The 16,045-nt window shown below is 67.5% G+C and carries 28 protein-coding genes; all 28 read left to right on the forward strand.

The genetic code is table 11. From position 1 onward, the window contains the following. The first annotated feature begins 3 nt into the window (after nt 1-3). The 28 genes from ACF088_RS07650 to ACF088_RS07785 all read left to right on the forward strand — a co-directional run bounded on the left by ACF088_RS07650 (nt 4) and on the right by ACF088_RS07785 (nt 15,797). On the forward strand, nt 4-249 hold the full coding sequence (locus ACF088_RS07650; protein WP_392374481.1) for a hypothetical protein: 246 nt from the start codon (nt 4-6) through the stop codon (nt 247-249). Between the two features lie 34 nt (nt 250-283). Further along, nucleotides 284-1,591 carry a hypothetical protein gene (locus tag ACF088_RS07655; RefSeq protein ID WP_392374482.1) on the forward strand — a complete coding sequence of 436 codons (1,308 nt, stop codon included), beginning with the start codon at nt 284-286 and terminating at the stop codon, nt 1,589-1,591. A gap of 11 nt (nt 1,592-1,602) precedes the next feature. Then, the gene (locus tag ACF088_RS07660; RefSeq protein ID WP_392374483.1) at nt 1,603-3,756 is read left to right on the forward strand and encodes a hypothetical protein; all 2,154 of its coding nucleotides are present in this window, start codon (nt 1,603-1,605) and stop codon (nt 3,754-3,756) included. Between the two features lie 204 nt (nt 3,757-3,960). Beyond that, entirely contained in the window at nt 3,961-4,170 is a 210-nt protein-coding gene (locus ACF088_RS07665; RefSeq protein ID WP_392374484.1) for a hypothetical protein, read from the forward strand. Between the two features lie 85 nt (nt 4,171-4,255). After that, complete coding sequence (locus ACF088_RS07670) at nt 4,256-4,477, forward strand: hypothetical protein (RefSeq protein ID WP_392374485.1); 222 nt, start codon at nt 4,256-4,258, stop codon at nt 4,475-4,477. 88 nt (nt 4,478-4,565) lie between these two features. Beyond that, on the forward strand, nt 4,566-5,144 hold the full coding sequence (locus tag ACF088_RS07675) for a hypothetical protein (protein WP_392374486.1): 579 nt from the start codon (nt 4,566-4,568) through the stop codon (nt 5,142-5,144). Between the two features lie 29 nt (nt 5,145-5,173). Continuing rightward, nucleotides 5,174-5,662, forward strand: coding sequence for a hypothetical protein (locus ACF088_RS07680; protein WP_392374487.1), 489 nt, complete (start codon nt 5,174-5,176; stop codon nt 5,660-5,662). A 60-nt stretch (nt 5,663-5,722) separates the two neighbouring features. Then, nucleotides 5,723-6,157, forward strand: coding sequence for a hypothetical protein (locus ACF088_RS07685; RefSeq protein WP_392374488.1), 435 nt, complete (start codon nt 5,723-5,725; stop codon nt 6,155-6,157). Between the two features lie 61 nt (nt 6,158-6,218). Then, a complete protein-coding gene (locus tag ACF088_RS07690) occupies nt 6,219-6,434 on the forward strand; it encodes a hypothetical protein (RefSeq protein WP_392374489.1) in 216 nt (71 codons plus the stop codon). Between the two features lie 219 nt (nt 6,435-6,653). After that, nucleotides 6,654-6,803: a hypothetical protein gene (locus ACF088_RS07695; protein ID WP_392374490.1), complete on the forward strand. Its 150-nt coding sequence runs from the start codon at nt 6,654-6,656 to the stop codon at nt 6,801-6,803. A 32-nt stretch (nt 6,804-6,835) separates the two neighbouring features. Continuing rightward, nucleotides 6,836-7,033, forward strand: coding sequence for a hypothetical protein (locus tag ACF088_RS07700; protein ID WP_392374491.1), 198 nt, complete (start codon nt 6,836-6,838; stop codon nt 7,031-7,033). 84 nt (nt 7,034-7,117) lie between these two features. Further along, nucleotides 7,118-7,432 (forward strand): hypothetical protein, encoded by a 315-nt coding sequence (locus tag ACF088_RS07705; RefSeq protein ID WP_392374492.1) that lies wholly within the window; start codon nt 7,118-7,120, stop codon nt 7,430-7,432. 61 nt (nt 7,433-7,493) lie between these two features. Then, nucleotides 7,494-7,673, forward strand: coding sequence for a hypothetical protein (locus tag ACF088_RS07710; protein WP_392374493.1), 180 nt, complete (start codon nt 7,494-7,496; stop codon nt 7,671-7,673). A 404-nt stretch (nt 7,674-8,077) separates the two neighbouring features. Then, a complete protein-coding gene (locus ACF088_RS07715) occupies nt 8,078-8,770 on the forward strand; it encodes a hypothetical protein (protein ID WP_392374494.1) in 693 nt (230 codons plus the stop codon). Beyond that, nucleotides 8,767-9,204, forward strand: coding sequence for a DUF6221 family protein (locus ACF088_RS07720; protein WP_392374495.1), 438 nt, complete (start codon nt 8,767-8,769; stop codon nt 9,202-9,204). Before ACF088_RS07715 ends, ACF088_RS07720 begins: the two co-directional genes overlap by 4 nt. Before the next feature lie 110 nt (nt 9,205-9,314). Continuing rightward, nucleotides 9,315-9,575, forward strand: coding sequence for a DNA-binding protein (locus ACF088_RS07725; protein WP_392374496.1), 261 nt, complete (start codon nt 9,315-9,317; stop codon nt 9,573-9,575). 191 nt (nt 9,576-9,766) lie between these two features. Further along, nucleotides 9,767-10,999, forward strand: coding sequence for an SGNH/GDSL hydrolase family protein (locus ACF088_RS07730; RefSeq protein ID WP_392374497.1), 1,233 nt, complete (start codon nt 9,767-9,769; stop codon nt 10,997-10,999). Between the two features lie 8 nt (nt 11,000-11,007). After that, a complete protein-coding gene (locus tag ACF088_RS07735) occupies nt 11,008-11,310 on the forward strand; it encodes a hypothetical protein (protein WP_392374498.1) in 303 nt (100 codons plus the stop codon). A gap of 21 nt (nt 11,311-11,331) precedes the next feature. Further along, a complete protein-coding gene (locus ACF088_RS07740; RefSeq protein ID WP_392374499.1) occupies nt 11,332-12,078 on the forward strand; it encodes a hypothetical protein in 747 nt (248 codons plus the stop codon). A gap of 2 nt (nt 12,079-12,080) precedes the next feature. Then, complete coding sequence (locus tag ACF088_RS07745; RefSeq protein WP_392374500.1) at nt 12,081-12,791, forward strand: glycosyltransferase family 2 protein; 711 nt, start codon at nt 12,081-12,083, stop codon at nt 12,789-12,791. Next, the gene (locus ACF088_RS07750) at nt 12,788-13,186 is read left to right on the forward strand and encodes a DUF3307 domain-containing protein (RefSeq protein WP_392374501.1); all 399 of its coding nucleotides are present in this window, start codon (nt 12,788-12,790) and stop codon (nt 13,184-13,186) included. Before ACF088_RS07745 ends, ACF088_RS07750 begins: the two co-directional genes overlap by 4 nt. Nucleotides 13,187-13,197: 11 nt before the next feature. After that, nucleotides 13,198-14,079: an NAD-dependent epimerase/dehydratase family protein gene (locus tag ACF088_RS07755; RefSeq protein WP_392374502.1), complete on the forward strand. Its 882-nt coding sequence runs from the start codon at nt 13,198-13,200 to the stop codon at nt 14,077-14,079. Nucleotides 14,080-14,099: 20 nt separating this feature from the next. After that, a complete protein-coding gene (locus tag ACF088_RS07760; protein WP_392374503.1) occupies nt 14,100-14,420 on the forward strand; it encodes a hypothetical protein in 321 nt (106 codons plus the stop codon). Then, the gene (locus ACF088_RS07765) at nt 14,420-14,746 is read left to right on the forward strand and encodes a hypothetical protein (protein ID WP_392374504.1); all 327 of its coding nucleotides are present in this window, start codon (nt 14,420-14,422) and stop codon (nt 14,744-14,746) included. Before ACF088_RS07760 ends, ACF088_RS07765 begins: the two co-directional genes overlap by 1 nt. Before the next feature lie 74 nt (nt 14,747-14,820). Then, entirely contained in the window at nt 14,821-15,051 is a 231-nt protein-coding gene (locus tag ACF088_RS07770; RefSeq protein ID WP_392374505.1) for a hypothetical protein, read from the forward strand. Next, entirely contained in the window at nt 15,044-15,277 is a 234-nt protein-coding gene (locus tag ACF088_RS07775; RefSeq protein WP_392374506.1) for a hypothetical protein, read from the forward strand. The genes ACF088_RS07770 and ACF088_RS07775 overlap by 8 nt, the downstream gene beginning before the upstream one ends. Continuing rightward, nucleotides 15,277-15,582 carry an HNH endonuclease gene (locus tag ACF088_RS07780; RefSeq protein ID WP_392374507.1) on the forward strand — a complete coding sequence of 102 codons (306 nt, stop codon included), beginning with the start codon at nt 15,277-15,279 and terminating at the stop codon, nt 15,580-15,582. The genes ACF088_RS07775 and ACF088_RS07780 overlap by 1 nt, the downstream gene beginning before the upstream one ends. Before the next feature lie 17 nt (nt 15,583-15,599). Then, nucleotides 15,600-15,797: a hypothetical protein gene (locus ACF088_RS07785; RefSeq protein WP_392374508.1), complete on the forward strand. Its 198-nt coding sequence runs from the start codon at nt 15,600-15,602 to the stop codon at nt 15,795-15,797. Nucleotides 15,798-16,045: the final 248 nt, after the last annotated feature.

Here is a 16,045-nt window from a genome sequence, read left to right on the forward strand (position 1 = left end):
GCCATGTTCAAGAAGCACGCCGAGACCCGTGAAGCCAAGCGCCGACACCGGCAGATCATGAACGCCGCCTACCACCTGATCACCCCCATGCTGATCGTCGACCGCACTGCTCGCCTCAGCCCCGAGGACGTCGTCGTCCTGGTGCAGGGGCGACACCAGATCCGGATCACTGCCGACGAAGCCAAGGACGCGCTCGGTGCCGCCCTGCTCGAACGGGGCTACAGCCTCGATCGGATGACCACCGCCTGACACGGCACATCTCACCCGGAAAGGAATGATCGCGATGGCCACCGCCATCAAGCAGGTCAACGGCACGGCCGGCGCCCCCGACGAGCCGCGGTTTGACCCGGTAGCCCTGGCCGAGGCGGAGGCGATCCGTAACCGCGCCGCCGCCGAAGCCGACGCCCGCCGGATCGAAGCCGAAGGCAAAGTCGAAGCCGAGAAGATCAAGGCGACCGAGGAAGCCGAGCGGCTCCGGCTGGTCAACGAGCGGAACCGCCTCAAGCTGGAGAAGGACCAGGCTAGCCACGGCACGTTCCTTGCAGAGCAGAAGCGCCGGAAGGAAGCCGCCGAGACTGCCACCGAGAAAGCCCGCAAGGCCGCCGAGGAAGAGGAAGCCAAGGAAGCCGCCCTCGTCGCCGAGCAGCAGCGCAGCGAGCGCATCTGGAAGTGGGGCGCCCGCGGCATCTACGCCGTCGGCCTGATCATCGCTGCGCCCATCCAGTTCCTCGCCTTCTGGGATGACGAGCGCCCGTTCCTGGTTGCGGCGCCGGCGCTACTGGAGGGCCTGGCGCTGGCGATGGCCTTCGGTGCGGCGTGGGCTGTTGCCCACCGGCGGGACGTCATGCCGTACCGGATCGGCATCATGATCGGCGCCTGCATCGCGGCCGGCATCAACCTGTGGCACGGCATCAACGATGCGTCCATCGGTCCCAACGCTGGCATCATCGGCGCCCTCGCCTCCCTGGGCGGGCCGATCGTCCTCATGACCTACGAGCACGGCATCGCACAGAAGGCCGATGGTATTCCGTCCTGGCGTGAGCGGCGCGCGGCGGACCGCAAGGCGAAGGAGGAAGCCGCCGAGCGAGCGAGGGTGAAGCAGGAAAAGGCTGATGCTGAAAAGCGGGTGGAGAAGCAAAAGGCCGACCAGCAGTTGCGGGCGGATGTAGAGCAGACGCGCAAAGACGAGGACCGGCGGAAGCACCACAAGGATGTGTGGGAGGTCGCCGAAGCCCTCCGGTCCGCGCGTGGCTCCCAGTACGTCACCGAGCAGATTTGGGCGGACGCCTGGTACCGCGTCACCGGCTCCAAGGTGGTCGGAATCCGGCCCGAAATCGAGGCCCAAAGCCGCGCCGCTCAGGCCCGCATGAAGACCATCACCGAGCTGCCGATACTGGGCGACTCGTCGCAGGTCGGATCCCAAAAGGCCCCCCGCGCAAAGAAGGACCCTGAGACCCCAGACGGGCGCCGCTTCAACGGGGGCACGCCGCCCCTTCGGCGGGTCGGTGACGCGCCCCCGTACTGCGACGCCGCAAAGAAGCAAGCCGCCCTCGAACAGGCCGACACGACGTCATCTGACAAGACCATCTGAGGAGCGGATCGATGGCTATTCACACCCCCTCCGCGGACACACACAACGACATCGACGTCCCGGAATTCATGCGCACCGAAAAGGCCAGCGACCGCCCGAACCTCAGCCTCGTGAAGCCGATTGAGGGCGCGGTCGTCGAACATCAGGGCGAGACCCTGCGACCCGCATGGATCGACTCCAGCAAGCAGCTCGCCACCCGAGCCCAGGAGCACGCCGCCGAGAACCGGCTGTACATCGGCTGGAGTGTCCGCGGCTACCGCAACCTCGGCCGCCGGTGGCTGGAGGCGCGGCGTGACGACTTCCCACAGATGATCCATTCGGCGAAGGCGGAGCTGAAGGCGGCGGCCGGTGACACGGCAGCCGAAGCCGCCGCGAAGGATCTGGTCCGGGCGCGCCGCGCCGACTATCGGCTCCACAAGCGCTGGCACTGGCTCAAGACCGGCGGATGGTCGGCGGCAACGGCTACCAGCGGCGCGGTCGGAGCGGCCACAGGCGGACTCTGGGTCGACCTGCTCATGCTGCTCGGCGCCATGACGGTCGGAGCCTGGCACGGCCGGCCCAGCATCGAACCTCAAGAGAGCGCGCCCCAGGCCACCGAACTCGCTGCCGGGCGAGTCGGCCTGGTGAAGCGCGACGCAGGGCCGATCCGAGGCGAAGCGGACCTGGTCACCGCACTGGTAAAGGCGGGAATCATCAGCGAGGCGCAGCGCGACGAGACACACCTCACCGGCGTGATCCGGCCCGACGGTCCGGGATGGACCGCAACCGTGGAACTCCCGCGCGGAGCCAAAGCTTCAGCCGCGATCGGCAAAGTGGCTGACCTTGCGTCGGCCCTGCGTATCAAGAAGACCCGCATCCAGATGAGCGCAGACTCCAGCGACGAAGGGCACGAAGGACGGTTCGTCCTGTGGGTAGCCGACCGCGACAATCCCTACGGCACGGGGAAGACCCCGTCGCCGCTGATCGCAGCGGAGCAGTGGAACTTCTGGAAGGACGGCGTCCCTCTGGGGGCCGACGCTCGGGCCGTCCTGCACACCCTTCACCTGATCTGGTCGTCGCTCCTCATCGGCGGCCTGATGAACTACGGCAAGTCCTATCTGGCTCGACTGATCGCGGCAGCAGCAGCCCTCGACCCGACCATGCGGATCATCGTAATCACCGGCAAGACCGGTCCGGACTGGGCGCCACTGCGGCACATCGCCCACCAGTGGATTGCCGGCGCGACACCGCAGATCATCCGCAAGGCCCTGCGCGTGATGGAGACGACCATCTCGGAGATGCAGGACCGCGGAACTGAGTTGGATCGGCTCTTCGAGACCGATCCGGACGCCTGCCCCGAAGGCAAGATCACGCCGGAGATGGCCAGCAACGGGATGGGGCCGGTGCTCCTCATCGTGGATGAGCTCCAAGAACTGCTCGACGGCGCCGCGCTCGTGCAGGTGCCGGTCGAGGACGAGCTGGACGACTCCGACCGCAGGGCCAAGACCCGCTCCGCCAAGGACGTGATGGTCGAATTCTTCGCCCGGTACGTCCGCGTCACCCGCTTCGTTCTCGGCATGGGCGTCTTCATCACCCAGCGCCCCGATGCGGACTCGGTGCCCACCAAGCTGCGGGAGGTTTGCAGCAAGCGCGGCAGCTTCCGAGTCAAGGGAGACAAGAGCGCCAAGATGGTCCTCGGCGACGATGCCGTCGCGAACGGTGCCGCCCCGCACCTGCTCGGCGAGGACTCTCAAGGCGTCGTCGTTCTCGACCAGGGGGCCGAGGAAGGGCACGTCACCCTCAAGGCTGACGTGATCGATCTGCCTGATTTCACGGAGATCTGCCGGCGGGGACGTCAACTGCGGATCGAGGCAGGGATGCTGACCGGCGACGCGCTCCAGTACAGCAAGGCCAGTGCCAGTGCCCAAATGGGCGCGACGCTCTTGGGTGACTGCCTCGACGTCCTGGATAAGGCGAACCTTGACCGGGCTCGCAGTGAGCGTCTTCTGGAGCTGCTCGCCGACTTCCGTCCGGAACGGTACGGCCAGTTGAGTAAGAGCGAGCTGCAGACCCGCCTGCGGGAGGCCGGCGCAGGCAACACCCGCAAGATCGGCGCGGTCGACAACCTCACCAACGGCAACGGCTACACCCGCGAGCAGATCGCCTCGGCTGGCGCCAGCAAGTAGGGCAAAAGGAGCGTATCGGGGTGGTCGGAGGGTGGTTATCCACCCATATGCCCCGGTCTGCTGGGTGGTCTTGATGCTGCGCCACTCGGTCGATCGACCGCCCTGAGCGCAGTTCGACCACCTGGCAGACCAGGGCAAAACCCCCAACGACCGGGGGTCGACCACCCCCTGACCACCCACTTATCGACGCGAATCGAGATCGCCATGCCCAAGATCCATCCCCGCACCAAGATGACCGACCGCCAGTGGGAGGCCCAGAACGGCGCCCTCCACCCCGACGAGGCGAAGAAGCGCGGCCTCTGCTGGCACTGCTCCGGAGTCGGCGCCCTCTACACCGCATTCCGCAGCGAACACGTCAAGGTCACCTGCCCCGACTGCCAGGGCACTGGCAAGGCGAAGGCGCAGGCCGCCTGATGCTCACCGTCGACATCGTCAGCTTCGGCCTCGACAAGCCCGTCGTGGACCGCTGAACCGCACCACCAACCGAAGGAGACCCAGCATGGCCCGCAACCACACCGTCGTCTTCACCAGCCGCGACACGATCAACTCCATCACCTGCGCATCAGGGGCGGCCATGGAAGCCGTCGAGGCCGGCATCTGGGAGTGCCGCTGCTGTGACTGCTACCTGATCCTCAAGCGGACCGGCAACCGCAAGGAGCGTCGGGTCGAGTACGGCAAGAACTGCTCCAAGCACAGGACCGCCGGGATCGACGCCCGCTAGCTAACCGCCGCGGGACGCCCCTCACCGCCTGCCAGCAACCAGGGGCGCCCCGCCATCCACCACCCATCAGCAGCAGACAGGAATCAATATGCCCACGCTGACCGCCGCCGCCCTCGACCAGGCCGCCGCGCGAATCGCCCCGACCCTGACCGAGCCCGAGCGGGCAGCGTGGGCCGGCATCACCGCCGACTACTCCCGCGGCCTCGCCACCAAGACCACCCAGCAACTCATCGACGAGGCCCTCCGCTCCCTGCCCCAGCACGGCACCCGCCCCGCCGTTGACGTCCGCCTCCCCGGCCGGATCGCCCGCGCCCTGCCCGACTGGGCGCACCGTACCCGCGCCGACCTCTCCCACAAGCCGTCCACCCAACTCGCCGTCGCCGCCGAAATCCTGCGCAAATGGGGCTGGCAAAACAAGCCCCACCAGCTCCGCGACGGGCGCGGCAGGCGCTGCATCTGCGGCGCCATCTGCACCACCGTCGTCGGGCTCGGCGTCGGGACGATCGACTCCGCCCACCAGGCCGCCGGCTACGTCCTCGCCGAACTGCGGGGGAGGGGCTGGAACGCCCTCATCGGCGACTGGAACCAGCGCGTCTGCCGCACCGCCGACCAGGCCATCGAACTCGTCACCGCCGCCCAGCGCCGCGCCCTCAACGCAGGGCACTGACCACACCACCCACCCAATTGGAGATCAAAATGAGCGAGCGCATCGCCGCCGAGAGCTACGGCTTCACCCGCGACCAGTACCGGCTATACGTCGCCATACACGAGCTTGGACACGCCGTGGCCGGCATTAGCGAAGGCTATGACTACCGCAAGGTCACAGTGCGCCTTGATGGCGGCCATTCACGTACCCGCGGCAGCGCCTACCCCAGCTGGTGGGGAAAGAAGGAACGCATCCCCCAACTGGTGTCTCTCCATGGCGGATTCATCGCCAACGAGATCTACCTCAAGCGGAATGGGCTATGGGACCCCCGCCGAAAGGAACTGGCCCAGGGCAACGCGAGGAGCGACTACTCCGCCGCGGACAACCTGAAACCCAGCCGCCGCGAGACAGAGGACGCAATCTTCAAGGCGCGTCGACACCTGGAACGGCACTGGACGGTGATCGATTACGCCGCCCCGGAGCTCGCCAAGAAGGGCCAGATGTCCTTCCGACAACTGCGCTCCGTCCCCGGCTGGTGACAACTTCCATCGTCGTCCGTGATCCATCAAAGCCATCGGATACCCAATTGGAAGGGCAACGTGAACATCACCATCGACCGTCACAGCCGGAACGCCCGCCGCATCGAGGACCGCATCCGTGAGATCGGCGACCACGCCGGACGGCTCGCCGCACGACACCTCGGCGGGCGACTCCCCGCCGTCGACATCATCATCACCGACGGCAAAGGCGTAGCCGCATCCACGCAGCTCGCCGACCACTCCGTCGCAGGCAAGCCCACACAGCGCCGGTACATCGGCCGGACCATCGAGCACTGGCGAGGCCGAACCGCCGCCGCCTCCACCGCCCTCACCCCGCACGGCGCCCGCGACCGGCACATCGCCTACCTCCGCCAGCAGTACGGCATCACCCCGCACAGCAAGACAGACCAGCGCGAATACGAGCGGCTCATCGACATCCGCGAGCAGCAGGCCGCCAACCTCGAAAACCTCGCGCGGCAACTCCCCAACCACTGAAAGGACCGGCCGAACCGACAGGCCGGACCCACCATCCCGCACCCGCATAGGAGACACCGCCGTGGACTTCACCGACCAGGAGCGCGCCGAGATCGCCATCGAGCAGAAGGCCATCGCAGCTCGACTGTGGCCGCTCGTCGAGAAGGCCGAGAAGGGCGACAACTTCGACCTGGCCATCCGCCTCCGCGCCCAGGCGTGCGATGCCGAGGACCTCGTGCATGCCGCGCAGATCCCCGACGCACGCCGCTCCAACGCCCTCCTCGCCCGCATCTACTGACCACCCACCAGCCGGGGCCCGGTCGAGCCGACAGGCCGGGCCCCACACCAACCGAAGGAGCAGCCCCGATGGACGACGAATGCATCCTCTGCGGCGCCCCCGGCGGCCACCCCTACTGCAACGAAGGCTGCCGCCACGCCGACCAATGCACCGGCGACAACACCTGCCCCGACTGCTAACCCACCAGCCCCGCACACCGCAGACAACAAGAGGCCCCAGATGGACAAGAAGCTCGCCGCCGCTATCGAACGCGACAACCAGCGCGAAGACGCCGGCATGCACGCCGACGACCGCGACACCTGCTGGACCCACCAGAGCTGGGCCGCCGACTGCGAGGACGACCACACGCCGCGACCGACCGGCAGCTAGACCAACCCCGACACCAACTGAAGGAGCCCGACATGTCCATCGCCACCCACTACGACTTCGAGGTCAGCCCCGGCGACGAAGTCGGCACCGACGCCACCCTCTTCTGCTGCGACCAGAAGATGAGCGCCTCCGACCCCGACAAGCACGGCGACCGTACCCACAAGTGCGACTCCTGTAACGCCCAGGCCGACGTCAACAAGCTCGGCCTCCTCAGCGACATCCGCGACTGACCACCCACCCAAACGCACGCCGGGGCCCGGCCGAGACGACAGACAAACCGGGCCCCGCACCACCTCGACCGAAGGGAACCCGCCATGGCCTGGAACATTTCCCACGGAACCGACCGCAACAACGAAGTCCTCGCCTCGTACTCGCACATGGGCAGTCTCCGCGAACACCTGGCCCACGTGTTGTCATCGCGCGAATGGCGCGTACTCAAGCCAGCCTTCGGCATGCGGACCGGAGACCCATTCAGCGTTTTCCCACGGGACGCCGGCCGCATGGCTACCGTCCTCACCGCAGCCGCCACGCACCGCCTCATGCCGGCGGAATTCGCCAAGACAGCCCGAGACCTCGCCGACGCCGCCGGCCGGGCCGCCAACGCACGTCAGCCCTGGGAATGGCGCTGACACCCCAGACCGGGACCGCGCCCACGAAGACCGCCACACCAGCCAGCGATAGGAACCCCGCATGACTCTCAAGGAATCCGCCGCAGCCGACGCCGCCCGCCGCCTCCGCACCATCTTCGAGCAGATGGAGACTGGCCGGACCAGCCCCGACGACGTGTCCGCCGCTAACGTGGCGATGGAACTCGCCGCCGTATTCGGCGTCACCCCCGCTGACTATGCGCGACACCTCACCAAGACCTGACCAGCGCACCGCCCGCGCATAACACTGGCCCCGCCGCACCCAACGCGGCGGGGCCAGAATGTCGTTCAAGCTGACTGCTGCTCCCGCCGAGGCTCGGGCCGCGCCTCCGCCCGAGCCAGCCACCGCCCCCGTCCCAAAACCGCGGACGGCCGGCCGATTGGCTCCAAACCCAACGCGCGGCACATCCGCTGCAACTCGGCAACAGCAGCAGACTCCGAGTCCGCCAGCACCGTAAAGACAGACGCCATACGCCCATTGTGACCACCAACGACCCCAGTTGCGGGCATTTCGCGACATGCCGACAGGTCGACACCCCTCGCGCGCCCGGGAATGTCGGGACCCCAATGCACACTGTGTGTAACGCCTAGCCCCTCAGACCCACGCGCTGCCACGAGGAGCCCGCCATGAACGACACCACCGCCGACTACTCCTGGCCCGCGTGCGTGGCCTGCGGACACGAACTCTGGGTGAGCGAGACCGGCCGGCGCGCCTGCCGGCCCTGCGAGGAGAAGACCGCCAAGCGGCTCACCGAACTCCCCGGGCTCTTCCGGCAGCTCAACACCACGGCCTCCCTGATGCGTGGCGCACGCAAGGTCGGCGCCGCTACCTCCGGATCCAGGACGCCGCCGATCCCGCCGCGCCTCGAAGTGCTGTCCCTCGTCGCCGCCGGGGGAGTGGCTACCCGGTTGCGCGACATCGAAGACGCCTGGCGCGCGGCCCTTGGCTGGACGGTCGCCCCGTGGCGCGGATCGCCCGCCGAGGCCGTGCCCGAGCACATCAAGTTCCTGATCAACAACCTGCCTTGGGCTGCCGATGCCTACGACTCCATAGGTCAAGACATCGATGACATCCGCCGCCTCCACGCCGAATGCACCGCCGCTCTCACCGGCGAACGACGCCCCGGCCGCGTCAACATCGGGCTATGCCCCACCGTCACCGCCGAGACCGGCATCGTCTGCGGCAACCAGCTCACCGCCAGCGCCGGATCACCCCGCATCCAATGCGGCAACTGCGGCACCGAGTGGCCCGACATGGCCGCATGGCGCGACCTCCGTCGAGCACAAGAAGCAGCCCCCCAGCAAGGAGCAGCAGCGTGAGCGACCTCGCCGAATTCCTCCGCGCCCGCTACACCGAACAGCTCGAAGCCCAAGGACGGATCTCCCGCGACGCCTACCAGGCCGACGCCCCCTGCCCCGTCTGCCAGAAGCCCACATGGGGGATGTCCGTCTACGTCGGCGATCCCAGCAGACTCGCGAAGTTCGAGCCCTGCGAACACGAAATCAACGACCCCGAGCAGCTCGACCAATTCCAGGAACCCGCCCCCGACCCGGACGTCCTCGCCGACCTCGACGCCAAGCTCGCCATCGTCGACCTGCACGCAGGGCCGCACGAATGCTCCAGTTACGACGCGATCAGCCGTGAAATCAACGCGTGCCAATGGGTGCCCGGTGGGGATTGCACCACGCTGCGCCTCCTCGCCAAGCCCTTCGGCGAGCACCGCGACTACAAGGTCGAGGAATGGGCGGTCTGAACGCCGCAGCGAACAAGTACTTGACCGTAGAACCAAAATGAGCTTATCGTCTGATTCGATCGATCTAGCTGCGTCGAAGGGGTCACCCACCACAGGGTGACCCCTTTCGCATGCCGGAGGTGAACATGCCCGAACTCCACCTCGTCACCGAAGACCTCGCCGCCTACTGGACCGGGCGCCCCGCCTCAACAATCCGCCGCTGGGGCATCGAAGGCCGCATCACCCGACACGAAGACCACAGCCAACGACGCAACGGCATCCGCTACGACGTGTGGGAACTCCCCGCAGCGAAGCGCGACGAGAACGGCCGCATCATCGAACGCGGATCCGTACCGCGCATCACCTCCATCCCTGCGGCCAATGCCGCCTAAGCCCTCGCGGGCCCGGTCGAGCGGCTGTGGCGGCCCGCTCCCGCCCGCGAGGACCAACGCCTGCCAAGTGGGGGCAGGCAGGGCCTAGAAGCGCCCAGCGCTCGGCCCCCGGTCCGCCCGACTGCCTCGTCACAGCCGGGCGGACCCAAAACCACCGTCGCCAACCAGCAGCACCAGCGCGAGGAGGCGACGTGCCCAGCTACACCTTCGCCATGACCAAACCGGCAACCGTCCCCTGGCGCCGCCGCGAACTCCCCGACCCCGTCACCGCGGACGCCCTCTACGCCGGGACCGCCCCCACCATCTCCACCGCGCAGACCACGACGCCAACAACGGGATACATCAAGTACGCCCCGGCCGGCGTCACCCTGGCCGGCACCGACGTCACCGGGCCCTACCAGTACGCGGGCGCCAGCGACTTCGCTATCGGTGCGAGCAGCCCGGACACGAACTACGTCTTGCCGCGATCGAAGTACCCCAACAGCTACAGCAGCGGGCAGGGCATCTGGAGCGTCGAGTTCGGCACCGACGCGCAGATCCTGCAGGTCCGCATGAAGTACATCTCCTCGGCGACGATGTTCCGACTGTCGATCGACGGCCGCAAGGTCACCGACCTCATGCAAAGCAGCGGCGGCACCACCGCCGGCTCCGGGCACCTCATAAGCATCGACCTCGGCAGCTCCGCCCCGCGCCGAATCCGATTGGATTTCACGACGTTCCCCTTCGGTGGCATCTACCTACCGCCGACGGCAACGATGTGGCAGGTACCCCTGCGAGGCGGCCGACTCGTCGTCCTCGGCGACAGCATCTCGGACGGCGCCGCTGGCAACACGGGCGCTGGTGCTGGCACCTGGTTCGCCCGAGCGGCCCGACTCTTCGGCTGCACCGACGCGTGGGAGCAAGGGCGCGGAGGCACCGGCTACATCACAGTTGGCTCCTACGCAGTCTTCCAGGACCGGATCGCCCTCGACGTGATCCCCTATGCCCCCGACCGGCTCGTCATCTGGGGCGGCTACAACGACAACGGTGGCTCGCAGAGCGCCATCGGGGCGGCAGCCGCAACGCTGTACGCCGCCCTCAAAGCGGCCCTGCCCGCGTGCCAGATGTACGTCATCGGCTGCTGGTCACCCACGGGCAGTCCAGCCGCGAGCATCACGAACACCAACAACACCCTGAAGACGGCCGCTGCTGCCGCAAGCATTCCCTTCATCAGCCCCCTCAACGGCGGGGTCTACGACCCCACCGGCGCACTCGTGACCACCCAAGGCGCCTGGATCACCGGCACCGGCAAAGTGGGCTCGACCACGGGCAGTGGCAATGCGGACACGTGGATCAGCTCCGACGGCGTTCACCCCACCGACACCGGCCATGCCGGGCTCGCCCGCCGAATCACCGCGGCCATCACCGCCCTTATGCCCGCCTAGGAGACGCCATGGCCACGCACACCGTCGCCAAAGGCGACCTCGCAGCCCACGCAATCACCCTCGTTGCTGGCACCGTCGAGACGACGACGTTCGGCGAAGACCTCGACGAGGTCACCATCGTCTCCCTCGACGGCGCAGCAGCCCTCTACTTCACCGTCGACGGCCGCACCCCCACCGTCGGCGGCGCCAACGCCCGCGTAATGCCCGCTGCGATCGGTGCGGTCAGCGTCGACGTGCCGACCGCCGGCAACAGCGTCGTCAAGGTGATTTCCAGCGGCACGCCCACCATCAGCATCCAACGAGGCCGATAACCCACACCCGGAGCCCGCGCCATGGACCCGAGAGACCGCACCGACAACTACGTGCCCGACGGCCTGTACCTCACCGGGCGAACCCGCCTCGTCGAGATAGCGCCACCGCGTGATGGCCAGCCCGTCCTTGCACGCGAGACCATCGGCCACGCCGACGAGCTGAACCGCGAAGACACCTGGCGCTGGGCCGACGTATCCGGCACCGGCACCCACTGGTCCCACTTCCGCGGCCACCACGTGCAAGTCGACATCGAACTCCACACCGAGAACCGACGCGAGGCCAACGCCTGGAAGGGCCGCGACGAAATCCGCGCCGAAGGAACCTGGACACTCGCCCTCGCCCGGCAGCAAGTCTGGGAAGGCTTCATCCGCGGCAACCCGCTCGATCAGCTGTTGGAGATCCGCCGCATCACGGAACGGCTCCTCGGCCACGAAGCCATCGACTGGAACGATGCGACTCCCGCCGCCCAACAGCTGAGGGGGCGCCGCGTCTACTACCAGCGGGTCCCCGCCGTCATCACCAGCACCAGCGTCCTCGCACAGGGCTGCGTGATGCTCAAGCCCGTAGGCGTCGCCGAGTTCCCGCCGCACGTCTCCTGCACCGACCGCAACGAAGACGACCACTGGGACCGAGACGAGATCAAGGTCGACCTGCTCGACCCGCACATCTGGTGGTGGCGCGACAAGCCGACCGGTGATGAGGAAGACCTCCGCCCCAAGTTCGACACCGAGGCCGAAGCCAAGGCCATCCCCGCGCCGGAGGTGTAGCCATGGCCGACGACCTGCTCGTCATCATCCCCACCCGCGGCCGACCCCAGGCCGTTCCCGCCCTCGTCGACGCCTGGGACGAAACCGGCGCCACCGCCGACCTGCTGTTCGCCGTCGACACCGACGACCCGGAACTCGCCGCCTACAAGGCGCACGCCGCCGAGCTCAAGGGCGACGAGCGGATCCGGTTCACGTTCGGCAAGCGGCGCCGGCTCTGCGGCACCCTCAACCAGCAGGCCGTCAAGGCCGCGAAGACCTACCGGTTCCTCGCGTTCATGGGCGACGACCACCGGCCCCGGCCGGCCGCCAGGCCCTGGGACGCCCGCATCCGCGAATGCCTCAGCGGCGGACCCGGCATCGTCTACGGCAACGACCTCCTCATGGGCGAGCGAATGCCGACAGCGGTGGCAATGACCAGCGACATCGTCGCGACGCTTGGCTACATGGCGCCCCCGGCACTCGTACATCTCTGCCTCGACCTGTGCTGGCTCGACTGGGGCCGCGGGATGGGCCGCATCACCTACCTCGACGACATGGTCATCGAGCACCTGCACCCGGCCAACGGCAAGGCGGAAGTCGACGCCGGCTACGAGGAATGCAACAGCCAGGAACAGGTGTCCGCCGACTCCGCCGCCTACTACAACTACCGCGACAACGGTGGACTCGACGCCGACCTGACCAAACTGCGGAAGCTTGTCGAGGAGGCAGCATGACCGGCACGACCGCACTCGGGCTGCTCCTCGCCCACCTCGTCGGCGACTACCTCATCCAGTCCCACTGGATGGCGACAGAGAAGACGAAGCGCTGGTGGCCAGCCATCGCGCACGCCGTAACCTACGGCCTGCCTTTCCTCCTCATCACTCAGTCGTCTGTGGCCCTCGCGGTCATCGTCGCCACGCACGCGGTGATCGACCGTTACCGACTCGCCCGCCACGTCGTGTGGGTGAAGAACCTCGCGGCACCGAAGGAGTTCCGCCACAGCTGGGCCGAGTGCTCAGGCACTGGCTACCCGCAAGACACTCCGCCCTGGATGGCAGTCTGGCTGATGATCATCGCTGACAACACCATCCACCTCGCTATCAACGCAGCCGCCGTGATCTGGCTCTGAGGAGGCGCACCATGCACGTCCTCCTCACCGGAGCAGCCGGCTTCGTCGGCCGTCACCTGCACCAGGCGCTGCACAACCGGGGTGACGACGTCACGGCGATGGACCTGGTGCCCGCCCCAGGCGTCTACGAATGTGACGCCCTCGACTTCTTCCGCGAGGACGACACCCGATACGACCTCGCCATCCACTGCGCCGCGATCGTCGGCGGCCGGGCCAGCATCGACGGCAGTCCCCTCGGGGTCGCCACGAACCTGGCGTTGGACGCCTGGTACATGCGGTGGCTCGTCCGCACCGGCACCCCGCGGGCCGTGTACTTCAGCTCGTCTGCGGCATACCCGGTCGCGCTCCAGCAGCCAGGCGAGATCTGCCGGCTCGTCGAAACAGACATCGACTACGGGCAGCCCGGAAGGCCCGACGCCACATACGGCCTCGCCAAACTCGCCGGCGAACAGCTCTGCCAATACGCCGCCGCCGAAGGCGTACAGATGACAGTGCTCCGGCCGTTCTCCGGCTATGGCGAAGACCAGGCCGACTGCTACCCGTTCCCCGCCTTCATCCAGCGGGCCCGACGACACGACGACCCCTTCGAGATCTGGGGCAGCGGAGACAGCACCCGCGACTGGATCCACATCGACGACCTCGTCAGCGCCACGCTCGCAGCTGTCGAATGGGGCATCACTGGGCCGATCAACCTCGGATGGGGCAGGGCAACCTCGTTCAACGAGCTCGCCCAACTCGTCACCCATGCCGCCGGCTACAAGCCGCAGCTCAAGCACCTGCCAGCCGCGCCCCAAGGCGTCCACCACCGCATCTGCGACCCCAGCCGGATGCTCGACGTGTATCAGCCCCGCATCACCCTCGAAGAGGGCATAGAGCGGGCACTCAACTCCTGACGAACCCGGAGCCCGCGCCCATGGCCCGCTATCGCAAGAAGCCCGTAGAGATCGAAGCCATGCTCTTGGACGGATCGACCGCCGAGACGCACGCCGTCTATCAGTGGGTGGAGAACAACACCAGCGGTTCCTTCGAGCCCTTGGATGTCATCGAAGGGCGCAAGCCCTACCCCGAGAGTGGCGTCAGTATCGACCCGCGCGATGGCCGAATGATCATTTCCACTCTGGAGGGCCTGCACTGGGTCGACCTCGGCGACTACGTCATCCGAGGAGTGGCGGGCGAGTTCTACCCCTGCAAGCCGGACATCTTCGCCGCCACCTATGAGGCGGTGACCGACTGATGGCCCGCTTGCAGATCCTCGAACTCCCCGAAGGTGCCGGAGACGACCGGCCTCCCTTCATCCTCGTCATCGACCAAGCGCCACAGGACGAGAACAGCGCCGCGTTCCGCGAAGACCTAGACCGCAACCGAATCGCCGAAGGTATAGGCGCACGCCACGTCCTCGTCTTCGAAGACACCATCAGCATCCCCGCCAACGACATACCGGTCGACCCCGACGGCCACCCCATCAAGGTGCACGTCGAGGGCGAGTTCGAGAAGTTCCGTGAGCAGGTGCAGGCCGAGGTCGCCAAGGCGCAAGCCGAACTGAAGGGCACCCTCCGGTGAGCGGCGGCTCGTACAACTACCTCGCCGAACACCAACCAGGCGACCTAGAAACCCGACGAGGCGACATCGAAGCCATGCGAGACCGGCTCGAGCAACTCGCCAACGAGCGCGTACCCGGCGCATACCGAGCAGCCCGGCTCACCCGCTACGTCCTCATCCACCTCGACCTCGCCGAAGCCCGAGCTCGCGAACTCGCCGACGCCTGGCACACCGTCGAATGGCGCGATTCCTCCGACTACAGCGACGCCGCCATGCGACAAGCCCTCGCCAAGTGGGCGGAGAGGACGGACCTCAACCATGACTGACCAGAAGATCGGACAGGCCGTCGACGCCCTCGGCGTCACCGCCGACCTCGACGACGAAGACATGGTCGTCGACTGCATCGTCCTCCTCAAAGTCCTGCAAGCCGACGGATCCATCGCCATGTCCATCGGCACCACCGACACCACCGACTGGATCAACCAGAAGGGGCTGTTGCACAGCGCCCTCGAACTCACCGAAGGGCACTACCGGGCAGTCGGAGACGACTGATGAGCGGCGGATGGCAAGGCAGCTCGCGATGGCGAAGACTGCCGGCGAACTGGCGCAGCGAACTCCGGCCCGCCGCGCACGCACGCAACCCCGAGCACATCTGCCACCTATGCGGACAGCCCGGCGGCGACTACCTCGACCACAAGACCCCCGGCGACGACCACAGCCTCGACAACCTCGACTGGGCCCACGACCGCGTGCCCCCGCACTGTCACCGCTACAAAAGCAGTGCCGAAGGCCACGCCGCCAAGCGAAAGATGCCTGGGCGGAAGCGGCCGGCCGAACGTCACCCCGGCTTGCTCTGACCGAATGGGGGCGCCCCGTGACCACCTACCTGGTCGTCCACCCCAAGGGGAAAGGCGAAGACGTCCTCGTCCAGGACGACCACCTCACCCTCGCCTTCGAGCGCGGCTGGGCAATCCTCTCCGACCAACACGGCCCCTGCATGGCCATCCCCGCCGACAGGGGCGCCACCATCACCCGCATCGACCCAGACGAAGACCAGCCCACACAGGAGTGATCCACCGTGGCCAGCAGAGGGAGCAAGAGCAACCGCCGCATCGTCCGCGAAGGACGACGCTACTGGAGCGACAAGCCCACCAGCCGCGGCAAAGCCGCCGGCATCGGCTACGCCCTCCACTCCGGCGCGTTCACCCGCTGCCTAACCAGAGTGCAACGATTCATGGGGCCGCGGGCGCGTGGTTACTGCGCACTTCGCTTCCACGAGGCCACGGGCGGCGTCTGGCCCGGCAGCAAGGCGAACCGCGG

Source organism: Streptomyces sp. NPDC015125 (assembly GCF_043080045.1).
GTDB lineage: Bacteria > Actinomycetota > Actinomycetes > Streptomycetales > Streptomycetaceae > Streptomyces.